The organism is Mycobacterium sp. DL440 (assembly GCF_011745145.1).
GTDB lineage: Bacteria > Actinomycetota > Actinomycetes > Mycobacteriales > Mycobacteriaceae > Mycobacterium.
This window is the reverse complement of sequence record NZ_CP050191.1, coordinates 4,115,031-4,130,703: the sequence shown is the minus strand read 5'-3', so window position 1 is coordinate 4,130,703 and position 15,673 is coordinate 4,115,031. Positions and strand designations below refer to the sequence as shown.

The 15,673-nt window shown below is 66.5% G+C and carries 13 protein-coding genes; 4 read left to right on the top strand and 9 right to left on the bottom strand.

Annotated elements, in window-relative coordinates; all coding sequences use genetic code 11:
• Window positions 1-167: 167 nt before the first annotated feature.
• On the top strand, window positions 168-635 hold the full coding sequence (locus HBE63_RS31510; protein ID WP_243858758.1) for a zinc finger domain-containing protein: 468 nt from the start codon (window positions 168-170) through the stop codon (window positions 633-635).
• Window positions 636-677: 42 nt separating this feature from the next.
• Window positions 678-1,427: an SDR family oxidoreductase gene (locus HBE63_RS20105; RefSeq protein WP_166906319.1), complete on the top strand. Its 750-nt coding sequence runs from the start codon at window positions 678-680 to the stop codon at window positions 1,425-1,427.
• A gap of 33 nt (window positions 1,428-1,460) precedes the next feature.
• Here the strand turns inward: HBE63_RS20105 and HBE63_RS20100 are convergent, their stop codons facing one another.
• Complete coding sequence (locus HBE63_RS20100) at window positions 1,461-1,691, bottom strand: hypothetical protein (protein ID WP_166906318.1); 231 nt, start codon at window positions 1,689-1,691, stop codon at window positions 1,461-1,463.
• A 154-nt stretch (window positions 1,692-1,845) separates the two neighbouring features.
• Between HBE63_RS20100 and HBE63_RS31505 the strand changes: the two genes are divergently transcribed.
• Window positions 1,846-2,232 carry a hypothetical protein gene (locus tag HBE63_RS31505; RefSeq protein WP_371815047.1) on the top strand — a complete coding sequence of 129 codons (387 nt, stop codon included), beginning with the start codon at window positions 1,846-1,848 and terminating at the stop codon, window positions 2,230-2,232.
• A gap of 22 nt (window positions 2,233-2,254) precedes the next feature.
• On the opposite strand, the gene pgi is transcribed toward HBE63_RS31505, so the two are convergent.
• Window positions 2,255-3,913: a glucose-6-phosphate isomerase gene (gene pgi, locus HBE63_RS20090; protein ID WP_166906317.1), complete on the bottom strand. Its 1,659-nt coding sequence runs from the start codon at window positions 3,911-3,913 to the stop codon at window positions 2,255-2,257.
• Window positions 3,914-3,963: 50 nt separating this feature from the next.
• Here pgi and HBE63_RS20085 point away from each other — a divergent pair, with 50 nt between their 5' ends.
• Entirely contained in the window at window positions 3,964-5,412 is a 1,449-nt protein-coding gene (locus tag HBE63_RS20085) for an NAD-dependent succinate-semialdehyde dehydrogenase (RefSeq protein WP_166906316.1), read from the top strand.
• Here the strand turns inward: HBE63_RS20085 and HBE63_RS20080 are convergent.
• From HBE63_RS20080 to HBE63_RS20050, 7 genes are all read right to left on the bottom strand, one after another.
• Window positions 5,409-6,473: an LLM class flavin-dependent oxidoreductase gene (locus HBE63_RS20080; RefSeq protein WP_166906315.1), complete on the bottom strand. Its 1,065-nt coding sequence runs from the start codon at window positions 6,471-6,473 to the stop codon at window positions 5,409-5,411. The genes HBE63_RS20085 and HBE63_RS20080 overlap by 4 nt on opposite strands.
• Window positions 6,474-6,486: 13 nt before the next feature.
• The gene (locus HBE63_RS20075; RefSeq protein ID WP_243858179.1) at window positions 6,487-10,194 is read right to left on the bottom strand and encodes an ABC transporter ATP-binding protein; all 3,708 of its coding nucleotides are present in this window, start codon (window positions 10,192-10,194) and stop codon (window positions 6,487-6,489) included.
• Between the two features lie 95 nt (window positions 10,195-10,289).
• Entirely contained in the window at window positions 10,290-11,639 is a 1,350-nt protein-coding gene (locus HBE63_RS20070) for an LLM class flavin-dependent oxidoreductase (protein WP_166906313.1), read from the bottom strand.
• A gap of 21 nt (window positions 11,640-11,660) precedes the next feature.
• Complete coding sequence (locus HBE63_RS20065; RefSeq protein ID WP_166906312.1) at window positions 11,661-12,392, bottom strand: ABC transporter ATP-binding protein; 732 nt, start codon at window positions 12,390-12,392, stop codon at window positions 11,661-11,663.
• Entirely contained in the window at window positions 12,368-13,225 is an 858-nt protein-coding gene (locus HBE63_RS20060) for an ABC transporter permease (protein WP_166906311.1), read from the bottom strand. Before HBE63_RS20060 ends, HBE63_RS20065 begins: the two co-directional genes overlap by 25 nt.
• Window positions 13,222-14,262 carry an ABC transporter substrate-binding protein gene (locus tag HBE63_RS20055; protein WP_166906310.1) on the bottom strand — a complete coding sequence of 347 codons (1,041 nt, stop codon included), beginning with the start codon at window positions 14,260-14,262 and terminating at the stop codon, window positions 13,222-13,224. Before HBE63_RS20055 ends, HBE63_RS20060 begins: the two co-directional genes overlap by 4 nt.
• A 224-nt stretch (window positions 14,263-14,486) precedes the next feature.
• Window positions 14,487-15,629, bottom strand: a complete 1,143-nt coding sequence (locus HBE63_RS20050) for an ROK family transcriptional regulator (protein ID WP_166906309.1) — start codon at window positions 15,627-15,629, stop codon at window positions 14,487-14,489.
• Between the last annotated feature and the right edge of the window lie 44 nt (window positions 15,630-15,673).

The window sequence follows — 15,673 nt, the reverse complement described above, 5'->3', positions numbered from 1 at the left end:
CGCCGACGCCGCTCAAACCGTCAGGGAAGGGCCCGATCGCCCTGCGCGTACACCTTGGCGACGGAGCCGCCCCGGCGGCGACATCCAGTCCTGCGGTGGGCTTTGACCTCACCGAGGCCGGCACCCAGAAACGGTTGGCGGTCTGGATTGTCGCCGATCCTCTCGATGTGCCACAGATTGCCTCGCTCGGGCCTGATGCGCTGTCGCTCGATTCGGCCGGGCTGGCTGGTGTGCTGGCCGGGCAAGGCGGGCGGATCAAGACGGTGATCACCGATCAGAAGGTGATCGCCGGCATCGGCAATGCCTACAGCGACGAGATCCTGCACGTAGCCAAGCTGTCGCCGTTCGCCACGGCGGGCAAGCTGACCGATGCCCAACTCGGCGCGCTGCATGACGCGATGCTCTCGGTGCTCACCGATGCGGTGACGCGGTCGGTGGGTCAGCAGGCCGCGACGCTCAAGGGGGAGAAGCGGTCGGGCCTGCGCGTACATGCCCGCACGGGATTGCCGTGCCCGGTGTGCGGGGACACCGTGCGGGAGGTGTCTTTCGCCGACAAGTCGTTCCAGTACTGCCCGACGTGTCAGACGGGCGGCAAGGTGCTGGCCGACCGGCGGATGTCGCGACTACTCAAATAGACCGCGTTTTTGACAGTTGTCTAACTCGGTTATCCTGCAGCGATGACCCGTCAGAAGATCCTCATCACCGGTGCCAGCTCCGGACTGGGCGCGGGCATGGCCCGTCAATTCGCGGCCAAGGGCCGGGACCTGGCGCTGTGTGCCCGGCGTACCGAGCGCCTCGACGAGCTCAAGGCCGAGCTGGCCGACCGGCACCCCTACGTCAAGGTCGCGGTCGCTGCGCTGGACGTCAACGACCATGAGGCCGTGCCACAGGTGTTCGGTGAGTTGTCCGAGGAACTCGGCGGCATCGACCGGGTGATTGTCAACGCGGGGATCGGCAAGGGCTGGCCGCTGGGCGAGGGCAAGCCGTGGGCGAACAAGGCCACCATCGAGACCAACCTGATCGCGGGTCTGGTGCAGATCGAGACGGCGCTGGAGATGTTCAAGAAGTCCGGCAGCGGTCACCTCGTGTTGATCTCGTCGGTGCTGGGCAACACCGGTGTGCCCGGCGGCAAGGCCGCCTACTGCGCGTCGAAAGCCGGGATGACGTCACTCGGAGAGTCGCTGCGCGCAGAGTACGACAAGGGACCGATCCGGGTGACGGTGATCGAGCCGGGCTACATCGAGTCGGAGATGACCGCCAAGTCGGCGACCACGATGCTCATGGTCGACAACGAGACCGGCGTGCGCGCGATGGTCGAGGCCATCGAGAAGGAGAAGGGCCGGGCCGTCGTGCCGCGCTGGCCGTGGTCGCCGCTGACCCAGGTGATGCGGCTGCTGCCGCCGAAGTACACCAAGCGTTTCGCCTAGTCCGGGCCTTTCGGGGCGCCTCGTCGCAGACAATCACACCCGAGATTTTCGCGGGGTGTCGATGTGCCCGGCTGTTAGCGACTTTTCAGCGACAATCGCCACTTGAGCAACATCAGCATCGCTGAACACGTTGTCGCTGGCCGTTGTCGGCACATCGGCACCATTGGCCTCTCCAGGCTCGTCTGTCCAATGACCGGTTGTCAGCGACACTGTCGCTGACAACCGGTCAACCCGAATTCTGTTGCTGAAGTGATTGAAGCTCACTGAAGTGACGCAAGTACTGATCAATCGTGGGGCCAGAGTGGCGCGGGGTATCCATGGGCGATTGTCGCTGAAAAGTCGCTGCTAGGCCGCCGGGGTTTCAGCACGGGGTGAATCTGGGTAGCCCGCCTTCATGACCACAAAATTGATTGCCTCGATGCTCTTTGCAGGCGCTGCGGCAGGTGCTGTCGCCTTTGGCCCCGTGGCCATGGCTGAGCCTGCTCCACCGCCTTGTGTCAATGCCGACGGCACGGCGTGCTCCGACATGGGAACTGCCGGGCCTGGCGGCGCCACCGGCCAAGTTCCGGGTGGCCCCGGTGGCACGGCAGGCCCGGGTGGTGCCAGCGGCGTAATTCCGGGCGGCCCGGGCGGCGCGGCTGGTCCTGAAGGCGCGACGGGTGTGATTCCCGGTGGCCCGGGCGGCACGGCAGGGCCGGGTGGTGCCAGCGGCGTAATTCCCGGTGGACCTGGCGGCACTGCAGGACCCGGCGGCGCCGAGGGCTGCATCCCGAACGTGGGTTGCGCCTCCATCCCGGCGCCGTAGGCGACCTCTAGGGCCTACATATCTAGGCAGACCGCCCGCGCTCGACGCGATACCGGCGCACCAGCGCATCGGTCGACGAGTCAGACTGCTCGCCCGGTGATTCCGACTCGGTGATCACCGGCAGCAGTGCCTTTGCCTGGGTCTTGCCCAGCTCGACGCCCCACTGATCGAAGGAGTCGATCCCCCACACCACTCCCTCGGTGAACACCTGGTGTTCGTAGAGGGCGATGAGCTGGCCTACCACCGACGGCGTCAACCTGGTTGCCAGGATTGACGTCGTCGGTCGGTTTCCGGGCATCACCTTGTGCGGGATAACCGCAGCGGAAGTCCCATCCGGAAGTTCAGATGCAATGGCTTCGGCCGTTTTGCCGAATGCCAGCACCTGGGTCTGGGCGAAGAAGTTGCTCATCAACAGGTCATGCATGCTGCCGGTGCCGTCGGCGGTCGGCAGGTCGTCGGTGGGTTGCGAGAAGCCGATGAAGTCGGCCGGCACCAACCGGGTGCCCTGGTGCAGCAGCTGATAGAACGCGTGCTGGCCGTTGGTTCCCGGCTCGCCCCAGAAGATCTCACCGGTATCGGTGGTGACGGCGGTGCCGTCGGCACGCACCGACTTCCCGTTGGACTCCATGGTCAACTGCTGCAGGTAGGCCGCAAACCGGGACAGATCGTTGGAGTACGGCAGCACCGCACGCGATTGCGCGCCAAAGAAATTCGAGTACCAGAGGCCGATCAGCCCCAGCAGTGCCGGAGCGTTCTCGGCCAGCGGCGCGGTGCGGAAGTGCTCGTCGACGAGATGGAAACCGGCGAGGAATTCGGCGAACCGCTCGCGGCCGATCACGGCCATCACGGACAACCCGATCGCCGAGTCCACCGAGTACCGGCCACCGACCCAGTCCCAGAACCCGAACATGTTGTCGGTGTCGATGCCGAACTCCTGCACCAGCTTCGCGTTGGTGGACACCGCCACGAAATGCTTGGCGACGGCATCTTCGCCGAGGGCATCGACCAGCCAGCGGCGCGCGGCGGTGGCATTGGTCAGCGTCTCCAGCGTGGAGAATGTCTTGGAGGCGACGATGAAAAGCGTGGTGGCCGGGTCCAGATCGGCGAGCGTCGCCACCAGGTCGGCGGGGTCGACGTTCGACACGAAGCGGGCACTGATGCCGGCGTCCGCGTAGTGACGCAGCGCGTCGTACACCATCACCGGGCCCAGATCGGAACCGCCGATGCCGATGTTGACCACGGCCTTGATGCGGTCGCCGGTGGCGCCGGACCACTCGCCGCTGCGCAGCCGGTCGGTGAACCCGCCCATGCGATCGAGGACCTCGTGCACGTCGGCCACCACGTCCTGGCCGTCAACAGTCAACGACGCGTCGGCAGGCAACCGCAGCGCGGTGTGCAGCACCGCGCGGTCCTCGGAGGTGTTGATGTGCTCCCCGGCGAACATCGCATCGCGCCGGGCCTCCAGCCCCGAGGTGTGCGCCAGGTCGGCCAGCAATTCCAGCGTCCGACGGGTGACGCGGTGCTTGCTGTAGTCGATGTAGAGATCGCCGACGGTCAACACAAGTTCGGTCCCGCGGGTCGGATCCTCGGCGAAAAGCTCTGTCAGATGGATGTCGCGGATCTCGTCGTAGTGCTTCGACAAAGCCTGCCAGGCGGGGGTTGCGGTGATGTCAGCACTCATTCTCCCGACCTTAGTGCGGCGCGTGATTTGAAGGTGTACATGATGGATGTATGGCCATTGAAGACTTGATTTCATCCGTGCCCACGGGTCTGTGGATCGGTGGTGAGGAACGCCAGGCCGCGTCGACGTTCAACGTGCTCGATCCGAGCGACGATCAGGTGTTGGCCACCGTGGCCGACGCGACCGCCGCCGATGCCGTGGCCGCGCTGGACGCCGCGTGTGCGGTGCAGGCCGAATGGGCCGCAACTGCGCCGCGCAAGCGTGGCGAGATCCTGCGTTCGGTGTTCGAGAAGATCACCGAACGCGCCGACGACATCGCCGCGCTGATGACCCTGGAGATGGGCAAGGTGCTCGCCGAGAGCAAGGGGGAGGTCGCCTACGGCGCCGAGTTCTTCCGCTGGTTCTCCGAAGAGGCGGTGCGCATCGCCGGTCGCTACACCCCGGCGCCGGCGGGCACCGGCCGGATACTCGTCACCAAACAGGCCGTCGGCCCGTGTTACGCGATCACACCGTGGAACTTCCCGCTGGCCATGGGCACCCGCAAGATGGGGCCCGCCTTCGCCGCGGGCTGCACCATGATCGTCAAGCCCGCGCAGGAAACCCCGCTGACCATGCTGCTGCTCGCCAAGCTGATGGATGAGGCCGGCCTGCCCAAGGGCGTGCTCTCGGTGCTGCCGACCAGCAACCCCGGCGCGGTGAGCACCGCGCTGATCGACGACGGCCGCCTGCGCAAGCTGACCTTCACCGGCTCGACCGGCGTGGGCAAGGCACTGGTCAAGCAGTCCGCCGACAAGCTGCTCCGCACGTCGATGGAGCTCGGCGGCAACGCCCCGTTCATCGTGTTCGACGACGCCGATGTCGACGCCGCGGTCGACGGCGCGATCCTGGCCAAGATGCGCAACGGTGGTGAAGCCTGCACCGCGGCGAACCGATTCCACGTGGCCAACTCGGTGCGCGAGGAGTTCACCGAGAAGCTCGTCAAGAGGATGAGCGAGTTCACCCTCGGCAAGGGCATCGACCCCGCGTCCACCTTGGGCCCACTGATCAACTCCAAGCAGGTCTCCACCGTCACCGAACTCGTCTCCGATGCGGTATCCCGCGGTGCGACCGTCGCGGTCGGCGGCGTCGCGCCGGGCGGGCCGGGCAACTTCTACCCGGCCACGGTGCTCGCCGACGTGCCCGCCGACGCCCGCATCCTCAAAGAGGAGATCTTCGGCCCGGTCGCCCCGATCACCGGGTTCGACACCGAGGAAGACGGGGTCAAGGCCGCCAACAACACCGAATACGGCTTGGCTGCTTACGTTTACACCCAGTCGCTGGACCGCGCGTTGCGGGTGGCCGAGGGCATCGAATCCGGGATGGTCGGCATCAACCGCGGTGTCATCTCGGATGCGGCCGCACCGTTCGGCGGTATCAAGGAATCCGGATTCGGGCGTGAAGGCGGGTCGGAGGGCATCGAGGAATACCTCGACACGAAGTACATTGCGCTGACTCGTTAACCCGCCCGCAGCAGCGGCAGCAACTGTCGGCCCTGGCGCTCGATCTCGCGCAGGTACGGGGTGTCCGACAGTACGAAGTGGGTGATGCCGAGATCCTGGTACTTGCGCAGCGATTTCGCCACGTCCTCGGCCGAACCGACCAACCAGGTCGTGGCGGCGCCGCCACCGCCGTACTTGCCGGGTGTGGTGTAGAGGTTGTCATCGAGAACCTCGCCTTGGGCCGCCAGTTCCAGGAGTCGATGCTGGCCGACGGCGACCGGTCGGTTGGGGTCCCGCCGGGACACTATCTTGCCGGCGGCCATGTCCGTCACCTTGGCCTCGGCGTCGGCCCACGCTTGCTCGGTGGTGTCGCGAATCAGCGTGGTGACGCGCAGGCCGAACTCCAGGGGCGGATGTTCGCGGCCGATCTCGTCGCTGAGCCGTTTCAGCCGATCGATCCGCTCGGCCACGCCGTCCAGCGGCTCACCCCAGAACAACTGGACGTCGGCCTCGCCGGCAGCCACTCGCTCGGCGGCCTCGGATGCCCCGCCAAAGTAGAGCCGGGGATGCTTGCGGTCACCGCGTACCACCGGTCGATGCGCGACCGAGGAGTCCGTCACGCTGAAGTGGTCGCCGTGATAGGTGACGTTGTCCTCGGTCCACAGCTTGCGCACGATCTGCAGGAATTCCTTCGTACGGGCGTAGCGATGTGATTGATCGCCTTCGGCGTCGCCGTACGCCGCGAGATTGTCCTTGCCGGACACGATGTTGAGCAGCACCCGGCCCTCGGTGAGGTGGTCGAGAGTTGCGGCGGCCGCTGCGAAATTCGCGGGGCGCCAGTATCCGGGCCGGATCGCGATGAGGGGCTGAAACGTCGTTGTCCGGGCGGCCAGTGCCGCGGCCACGGTGAAGGTGTCCGGTCGTCCCCAACCGGTACCGAGTAGCGCACCGCCCCAACCGTTGTCCTCGAGGGTCCGGGCGTGGGCGGTCAGTGTCGCCAGGCTGTTGTGGTCCTCGACGACGTCATCGCCGCGATGCCCGGGCTGTGCATGGTTCGGTATGTACCAAAGGAATTCGGTCATAGGGTGCCCCTCTCTACGGTGCTACCGCGGATTGCGCGGTGCTCAACTGGTTGTGATCGGACGCGCTGCCGCCGTCCTGGCCCCCGCTGACGTAGGCCGCCCACAACTGCCGGTAGGGCCCTGCGACGGCGAGTAGCTCTGCGTGGGTTCCGGATTGCAGCAATCGGCCCTCGCCGACGACGGCGATGAGATCGGAGTCGGCCGCGGTAGCCAGGCGGTGTGCGACGACGATCGTGGTCCGGCCGGCGGTCAGCATGTCGACGGCCGCGCGCACCCTGGCCTCGGTCGCCAGGTCCAGCGACGCGGTGGCCTCGTCGAGGATGAGGATGTCAGGTTCGATGAGCTGGGCCCGGGCCAGCGCGAGCAACTGACGCTGGCCCGCGGACAGGTTCTGTCCGTTGTCGCCGATCGGCTGGTAATAGCCGTGCTCGAGGTCGGCGATCATCTCGTGTGCGCCGACTGCCCGTGCCGCCCATTCGATCTCGGCCGGTGTGGCAGCAGGCTTGCCGTAGGCGATGGCGTCGCGCACGTTGTCTCCGAACAGATACGCCTCCTGCGGAACCACGCCGAGTCGTTTTCGATAGTCCTGCAGCCGGTACCGGCGGATGTCGATGCCGTCGACGAGTATGGAGCCCTCCGTGGGGTCATAGAACCGGGCCAGCAGTTTGACCAGGGTCGACTTGCCCGCACCCGTTTCGCCGACGAGCGCCACCTTTTGTCCGGGGTTGATCCGCAGGTCGATATCCGCGAGTACCGGCTTGGTACTGGTGGCATAGGAGTACCCGAGCCCACGGATCTCGATCGCCCCTTCCAGGCGCGCGACCGGAACGGCGTCGTCGTGGTCGGGTGTCGAGATCGTCTCGCGCAGTAGACCACTCAAGCGATCGACGCCGATGACGGCCTGCTGGTAGCTGTCGAACACCTGAGACAACTGCTGAATGGGCGAGAACAGCAGTTCGATGTAGAGCAGGAACGCGATGAGCGTCCCGGCCGTGATGACGCCGTGCCGCACATCGTGCACGCCCACACCGAGCACCAGCGTGGTGGCCACCACCGACATCAGTTCGACGAACGGGAAGAAGATCGCCATCAACGTCTGACTACGCATCCTGGCATTTCGATATCCCCAGGATCGACGTTCGAACTCGTTCTGGTTGACCGCTTCTCGCTGATACGCCTGGGTGACCCTGATGTTGTCGACGTTCTCCTGCAGGTAGGCGTTGACGGCGCTCACCCGATCACGGGCCAGGTTGTAGGCCGGCACCGAGGCCCGGCGGAACAGCACTGTGGTCACGAACAGGACCGGCAGCAGCACCAGTACCACCAGTGCGAGCCGCAGGTTGATGGCCGTCAACGCAACGACGACGCCGGCGATGGTCAGGGTGCTGGTGAGCGCTGTCGCCAGCCCGGTCTGCAGGAAGTTCGACAGACCGTCGACATCGGAGGTCATGCGGGTCATGATCCGGCCGCCGAGTTCCCGTTCGTAGTAGGGCAATCCGAGCCGCTGCAATTGAGCGAAGGTCTTGACCCGCAGTCCGAACAACAGCCGTTCGGAGGACCGGCCCATGACCCGTACCTGCCCGACGCTGATCGCCCAGTCGAGCATCACCACGACGACCGCGCATGCGGCCGCCAGCAGCAGAACCGTGTGGGCCTGTGCCAGCACACCGTGGTCGATGCCGAACCGGACCAGGAACGGGACCAGGATCTGGGCCAGTGCATCCAGGGTGACGAGTCCCAACCCGGCCAGCAGCGGAGCCGCGAAGGGACGCAGCAGGCGCCCGGACGAGAACTGCGGATCAGGCGTACGGGTGAACGAATCCGGTACCTCGGGTGATCCGGTCGCCGGCGGTAGCCCGTCGATCAGCGCCTGTACGTCACCACTCGGCGGTGCCGAGGCGAGCATTCCCGCTCCGCCACCGGCACGCCCGATGGCGCCGCCGCCGCCGGCTGCGCGTTGCGAGAATGCGCGTGCCACCTGCGCCAGTACGTTGGGCCCGTCGTCGTCGACGGGCTCGATCCACAGGTCGGCGGTGGCCGAAGGCGGTCGTCGCTCGCCGCGGGCGGGCGCCGCCCCGATCTCGGCGACGTCTGGAGGGGTGAACAGGGCCCGGAACAGCTCGCCCGTGCCCTGAAGTTCTTGCAGGGTACCCAGTTCGGCCACCCGGCCGGCATCGAGGACGGCGACCCGGTCGGCAAGGGCGAGGGTGGACATGCGGTGCGCCACCACCAGGGTGGTGCGGCGTTGCACTTCGGCACGGACCCTGACGAAGATCTCCTCCTCGACCTTCGCGTCGATCGCCGACGTGGCGTCGTCCAATACCAGGATCGGAGCATCGGTCAGCAATGCCCGGGCCAGCGCGATGCGTTGGCGTTGTCCACCGGAAAGCCGTTGTCCGCGTTCACCGATACGGGTCGCGAGCCCCTCGGACAGCCGGCTGACGAACCCGTCGGCGGCGGCCAGCCACAAGGCGTGCCAGATCTCCTCGTCGGTCGCATCGGGCCGGCCGTAGGCGACGTTGGCCCGCACCGTGTCGGCCATCAGGTGGGTGTCCTCGAACACCACCGTCACTTGGGAGCGGGCGTCGGCAAGGTCGCGGATATCGTTGTCGCCGAGGCGAACCGAACCTGAATCCGGGTCGAACAGCCGGGGCAGCAACTGCATCAGGATCGACTTGCCGGAGCCGGCACCTCCGGCGATCGCGATCGTCTCACCCGGCTCGACGCGCAGGGTCAGACCGTCGAGCACCTTTGCGGTTCCGAAGGAGAACTCGACGTCGCGGAACTCCACGCTGGGCGGCCCGTCGAAGTGCGCCGGACACCGGTTTGGTCGCTGCGGGGGCACCGGGGCGGATATCACCTCGCGGACGCGGTCGAGTGAGGCCTTGCCCTGCTGGCTGACGGTCAGCAGCATCGCGAACTGCCGGACGGGGCTGACGAACGAACCCAGGTAGGTCATGAAGGCCAAGAACGTACCCAGGGTGATCGATTGCCGCAGAGCCAGCAGTCCGCCGACGATCAGGACGAGCGCCTGCCCGATCGCCGGTACGGCCTGCATGGCCGGGGTGAACTTGCTGGTGATGTGGGCGATGCGCAGGCGTGACCGGTAGAGGTAGCGGGCGTTGGCATCCAACCTGTCCAGCTCGTATTCCTCCTGGCCGAACGCCTTGACCACTCGCACACCCGCTACCGCGGCCTCCACCCGCATCGCTACCTCCGCGGCCCGCGCCTGGGCATCCCAGTTGGCCGGGAACAGGTCTCGCTGGCTGCGGCGGGTGATCCACCACAGCACCGGGACGATCACCGCGGCGATGACCGTCAACGGCGGCGACATCACCAGCATGAGCACCAATGAACTCAGCAGTAGGACGACGTTTCCGGCCACCATCGGAATGAGTTGCAGGAACATCTGAATCAGCGTGACGTCGGTGATGGCGCGGCTCACCACCTGACCGGTCTGAAGGTCGGCCTGGGCCCGGCCGTCCAGCCGCAGTAGGGCCGCGAAGAGGTCGCGGCGCAGGTCGTGCTGCACACCCAGCGACAGCCTCGACGAGGACACCCGCCGGGTGCACGACGCCGCGAACCGGACGATACCGACCACCCACAGCACCGCCATCCAGCTCAGTACCGACGCCGCTGCCTGGGTCAGGGTGTCGACGACATGGCGAATGATCAACGGCAGCAGGGCGGTACAGATTGCCGCTGCGACGGCAGCAGACATTGCCGCGACCGCGGTCGAACGGTGCGCGACGCATCGCCCGGCGAGATAGCGTATCCAGTTCTGCGCTGCGGGGTCCGGTGTGGCTGCGCCGCGATTCATCGGGCGGTGGCGAGCGCGGCGCTCTCCCCGAACTGGCTTTCGGGCCGGGCCAGGCCGTAGTGGCCGCGCAGGGTGGTCTCGGCGTAGTCGGTGCGGAACAAGCCACGCTCCTGCAGGATCGGGACCACCCGCTCGACGAAGAGTTCGAGTCCGGCCGGCAGCACCGCGGGCATCACGTTGAACCCGTCGGCCGCACCGGCCTCGAACCATTCCTCGATGGTGTCGGCGACCTCTACGGCGGTACCGGCGAAGGTACGGTGGCCGCGGCCGCCGCCGAGGCGTTCGATCAGTTGCCGCAAGGTGAGACGTTCCCGGCGAGCCAGATTGACGATCAAGGTGAAGCGGCTCTTGGCGCCCTGGATGTCGTCCTCGGTGGGCAGATCCTCCGGAAGTTCGCTGTCCAGGTCGAGTTCGGCGACCGGGAGTTTGAACCTGTTGGCCAGCTGCGCTCGGGCGTACTCCGGTGAGATCAGCCGGGCCAGTTCGTTGTCCAGTTCGCGGGCGTGCTCGGTGGTGTCGCCGATCACCGGCACGATGCCGGGCAGGATCTTGATGGTGTCGGGGTCGCGGCCCAGCAAGCGGGTGCGTTCTTTGACGTCGGTGTAGAACGCCTTGCCGTCCTCCAGGGTCTGCTGGGCGGTGAACACCGCCTCGGCGTAGCGGGCCGCGAAGTTCTTGCCATCCTCGGATGAACCGGCTTGCACGAGAAGCGGGTACGCCTGAGGGGAGCGCGGGATGTTGAGTGGACCGTCGACCTTGAAGAACTCGCCGAGGTGGGCGATCTTGCGGACCTTCTCGGCGTCGGCGTGAATGGACGCCTCCTTGTCGGCAATGACGGCGTCGTCGTCCCAGCTGTCCCACAACTTGGTCGACACGTCGACGAATTCGGCGGCCTTCTCATAGCGTTGCCGGTGATCAGGCGTGTCGTCGAGCCCGAAGTTGCGGGCCGCGTCGGCGCCGGCGGTGGTGACGATGTTCCACCCGGCCCGGCCGTTGCTCACCCAGTCCACCGAGGCGAATCGTCTGGCCAGGTTGTACGGCTCGTTGTAACTGGTCGATGCGGTCGCGATCAGCCCGATCCGGTCGGTCTCGCGGGCGATCGCCGCCAGCAGGATGGTGGGTTCGAGCTTGCCGGTGGGCCGTCGGCCGGGATCGCTCATCAGCACCGGGCTGTCGGCGAAGAAGATCGAATCGAACTTCCCACGCTCGGCGATCTGGGCCAGATTGACGTAGTGGTCGATCGACACGTTGGCGTGTGGATCGGACTCGGGCAGCCGCCAGGCTGCCTCGTGGTGTCCGACACTGTGCAGGAATGCGTTGAGGTGCAGTTGCTTCCGATTGCCCATGGGATTTCCTTTCGGCGCGGGTCAGATTGCGAGTGGTTCGACACCGAGTGCGTCGAGCAGGGCCCGGCGCACTCGTTGGAATTCGGGATCGGTGGGGTCACGCACAGCGGGCAGGTCGACCGGGGTGTCCAGCACTATGGACCCCGAGTCGAGAACGAGGACGCGATCGGCCAGCGCCACCGCCTCGTCGACGTCGTGGGTGACCAACAGCACGGTCGGGTCACGGCGCCGGATCAGATCCCGCAGCAGATCGTGCATCTTGATCCGGGTCAGGGCGTCCAGGGCTCCGAACGGCTCGTCGGCCAACAGCAGCTCGGGCGCACCGACCAGTGAGCGAGCCAGCGAAACCCGTTGCTGCTCTCCGCCGGACAATTCGGCGGGCCAGGCTCGCTCGCGGCCGGCCAAGCCCACTTCGGCCAGCACCCGCACGGCTGCGGCGCGGGCCGACCGGGGCTGACCGAACAACACGTTCTGCAGCACGTTCTGCCACGGCAGTAGGCGTGAATCCTGGAACACCACACCGACTTTCGACGGGACCCGGAGATTTCCCGATCCGTCGACGTCGTAGTCCAGGCCGGCCAGGGCCCGCAACAGGGTGCTCTTGCCCGAGCCACTCCGGCCCAGCAGAGCCACAAACTGTCCTGTGGGGATGCTCAGCGTGATCCGGTCGAGGACGGTGCGATCACAGAAACCTCGACTCAGATCCCGCAATTCGATGCCGCCGCTGCTCACCCCGCGAGCGTTCGGCGCCATCGCAGCACCCTCCTCTCCAACAGTCGGATGGCGCTGTCGGAGGCCAGGCCGAAGATGCCGTAGCAGGCCAGCCCGAGCAGGATGACATCGGCCCGCCCGTAGTTCTGCGCGTTGGACATCATCTTGCCCAGGCCGTCGGTGGCATTCACCGTCTCCACGACGATCAGGGACAGCCAGGCCCCTGTGACCGAAAGCCGCAGGCCGAGAAACCATCCCGGCAGGGATCCGGGAAGAACGACGCGGCGGATGAAGGTGGCGCGGTCGACTCCCTGGATCTCGGACAACTCCACGAAACGTTGGTCGATGGTGGTCAGCGTGGCGTGCATCTGGATGTACATGTGCACGACCACACCGAGGGTGATCAGCGCGATCTTGAAGGTCTCGCCGATGCCGAGCCACAGGATCATCAGCGGGATCAATCCGAGCGAGGGGATCGCCCGTTTCAGCTGCACCGGCCCGTCGACCAGGGATTCACCCAGCCGGGACAGGCCGGCCACCAGGGCCAGCACGGTGCCCACCGTCACGCCGATGGCCAGCGCGATCCCGGCCCGCCGCAGCGAAGCCGCGATGTTCTCCACCAGGGAACCGTCGAGCAGAAGTTCCCAACCGGTGGTGACCACGGTCCACGGAGCGGCGAGCTTGCGTGGGTCGAGCAGCCCGAAGTACGCCCCCGCCGACCAGGCGGCCAGTAGCAGCACCACGCCGAGCAACCGGGCGAACGGCACCGGCTTACGCAGGCCCAATCGCCGGATGCCGCGTCGTGCGAGGAACCCGTCGGCTGGATCCGGTGCCGCCGCAGCGTTGGGAGCGGGCCGGGTCAGTACCGCGGTCATGCGTTGGTCTCCGCCCGGTACTCTTCCGAAACCGCCTCGGAGGCAATCTTTTCGAAACGGCGGTCGAAGAGTTCTCCGGCGGGGAACGGTTCTCCGAACCACCCCGATCTGGTGACCAGGTCGATGGTTTCCTGCTCCCAGGTGATCGCGTCGTCCCAATTCGGCGGGAAGTACGGCTTGCCCTGCTCCTGCAGCACGATCTTGCCGCCCTCGGGTGTGAGTCCTTCGTTTCCGACGTAGAACTTCTGCACCCATTCCTCGGGATGTTCGTACGCGTAGACCTCACCTCGGGCCCAGTGCTTGACCAGTTCGGCGACTGTCGCGAGCTTGCCGGGATCCTTGAGGGTCTTGGTGGGGGCCCAGAGGATCGAAAGTGCGTCGATCGCCTCGGTTTTGATTCCCTTTGCGCCCTCGGCTTCGTACTGGTGCAGGTACTTGGCCAGGTTGGTGCCGCCCATCGGGGCGACGTCGATCTGCTTGCCTTGCAGTGCGGTGAGGAACTGGGTGCTCTCGAGTTCGACGAGTTCGACCTGGTCGAGGGGAATGTCGGCATCGGCCAGGGTGCGCAGTACGATCACGCCCTGGGCCTGGCCGGGGGAGAAGCCGATGCGTTTGCCGCGCAGGTCGGCAACGGTGTTGACGTTGGCTCCCGGAGCGGCGGCGAACTGATAGGTGGGCTGGCTGCGTACCTTGACGCCGACGATCTTGGTGTCGACGCCGGTGGCATGGGCCTGGATCGGCGGGATGCCGGCGTTGGAGGAGATGTCGAGCGCATCGCCCCGGAAGGCTTCGGTGACGTCCGGCCCTGCGGTGACCTTCGCCCATTCCGAGACGGTGAACGGCAGCTTCTGGTTGGTGACTTCCAGATAGACCTTCGTCTCGTCGAGTGAGGCGTGCAGCGATGTGCCCGGAGGAATCTCGGTCGGCAACGGCGCATCGAGGCTGGTGCCGGCGGAGTCATCGGTGGCGCACGCGGTCGCGGAGGCAACGACCACCATGGCCGCCACCAGCGACAGACGATGAAGTAAATGTTGCATGTTGTCCCTTGTCTGGCTTAAGAATTGGATTCAGTCGGTGAAATATGGGCGACAACAGCAGATTTCGACTATCCGCCGAGCTCGTCGAGTCGGCTCGACACGGCATTCCGTTGACATTCCCAGACTTTTGCCGATGCACCACGCGGCGTCAACATTCATTCCAATTAAAATAAGTGCGAATGAAATTGGCCGTTTCGGGGGCAGTTCGAATACGCGAAAACGGCTCAGGCGGCAGAGGCCGTCATCGCCAATGGCGCGGCGTACAACGGCCACAGGATCACCGCGGCGGCGGTGGCCGAGAGCACCCATCCGGAGAAGGAGCTGCCGACCAGGGTGCCTGGATCGGCACCGGTGACGGAGTGGGCGCGGATGGCCGCCCGGTACGCCTCCCCGACGCCCGGGGCGTCGAAGGCGCGGTCCGAGACGATGAAGGTATCCGGGTTGAGCAGATCGATCAGGGATGCCGCCATTCGGCCGAGTGCGGTGGCGCGTTCGACGAACAGGGCGTTCGCCGGTGAATGTGGTGTTGCCGCAGCCGAAGCGAGTTCGGCGGGATCCGGTAAGGGCAGCAGGCCCATACGCACCGCCCGTGCGCTGAGCGCGGCGTCGGAGAACTGGTGGAGCCGGGTGGCCTCGCCCGCACCTGCTGCCAGGCCGGCGATCGAACCGGCGGCTGCCCGCCGCCCGTAGTGGACCTGGCCGTGGACCGCGAAGGCGGTGTCGATCACGTTGCCGACGAACAGGGCGAAGGTACTGGCGGCGCCGCGCTCTCGGCCGAACAGGTGCTCGGCGTGCACGAGTGCGCGCGCATGGCTGTCGATTTCGGTGTGCAGTCCGGTCTGCGCGGACAACACCTCGCGCACTGGGACGTTCTTCCAGCCCAGGAAGCCGTGTTCGATCACCGTTCCGCCCGTGGTGTCGACCCAGCCGCCGGTAGCCACCCCGAGGCCGATGATGCGGGTCGAACCGTTCATCGAATCGCGAACGTGGGCGATCTCGGCGGCGGCGGTGTGCAGGATCTGGTCGGGGTCGTTGCTGGTGTGGCGGACGCGCTTGTGGTGGAGCAGTGTTCCGGCGATGTCGACGGCCGCGACGGTGATGTGCTGTGCGGCGATGTGCAGGGCGAGCGCGATGTTGCCCGCAGCGTTGACGGCCAGTGGCACGAACGGACGGCCCACGCCGGCAGTGGTGGTGTCGGGCAGTTCGACGACCAGTCCGGCCTGGATCAGCCTGCGGGCCGCCGTGGTGACCGTGGCCGGGGACAGCCCGGCATGCCGGGCGATGAGGCTGCGCGGCGCGGCACCCAACTCGAGCACCGCGCGCAGTACCGCGCCACCCCCACCGTTGTCACTCACTTGCATGCTCATCGGATCCGCCACCCTCGCCTGAGGCGATTGTGGCCGCGCCCGCC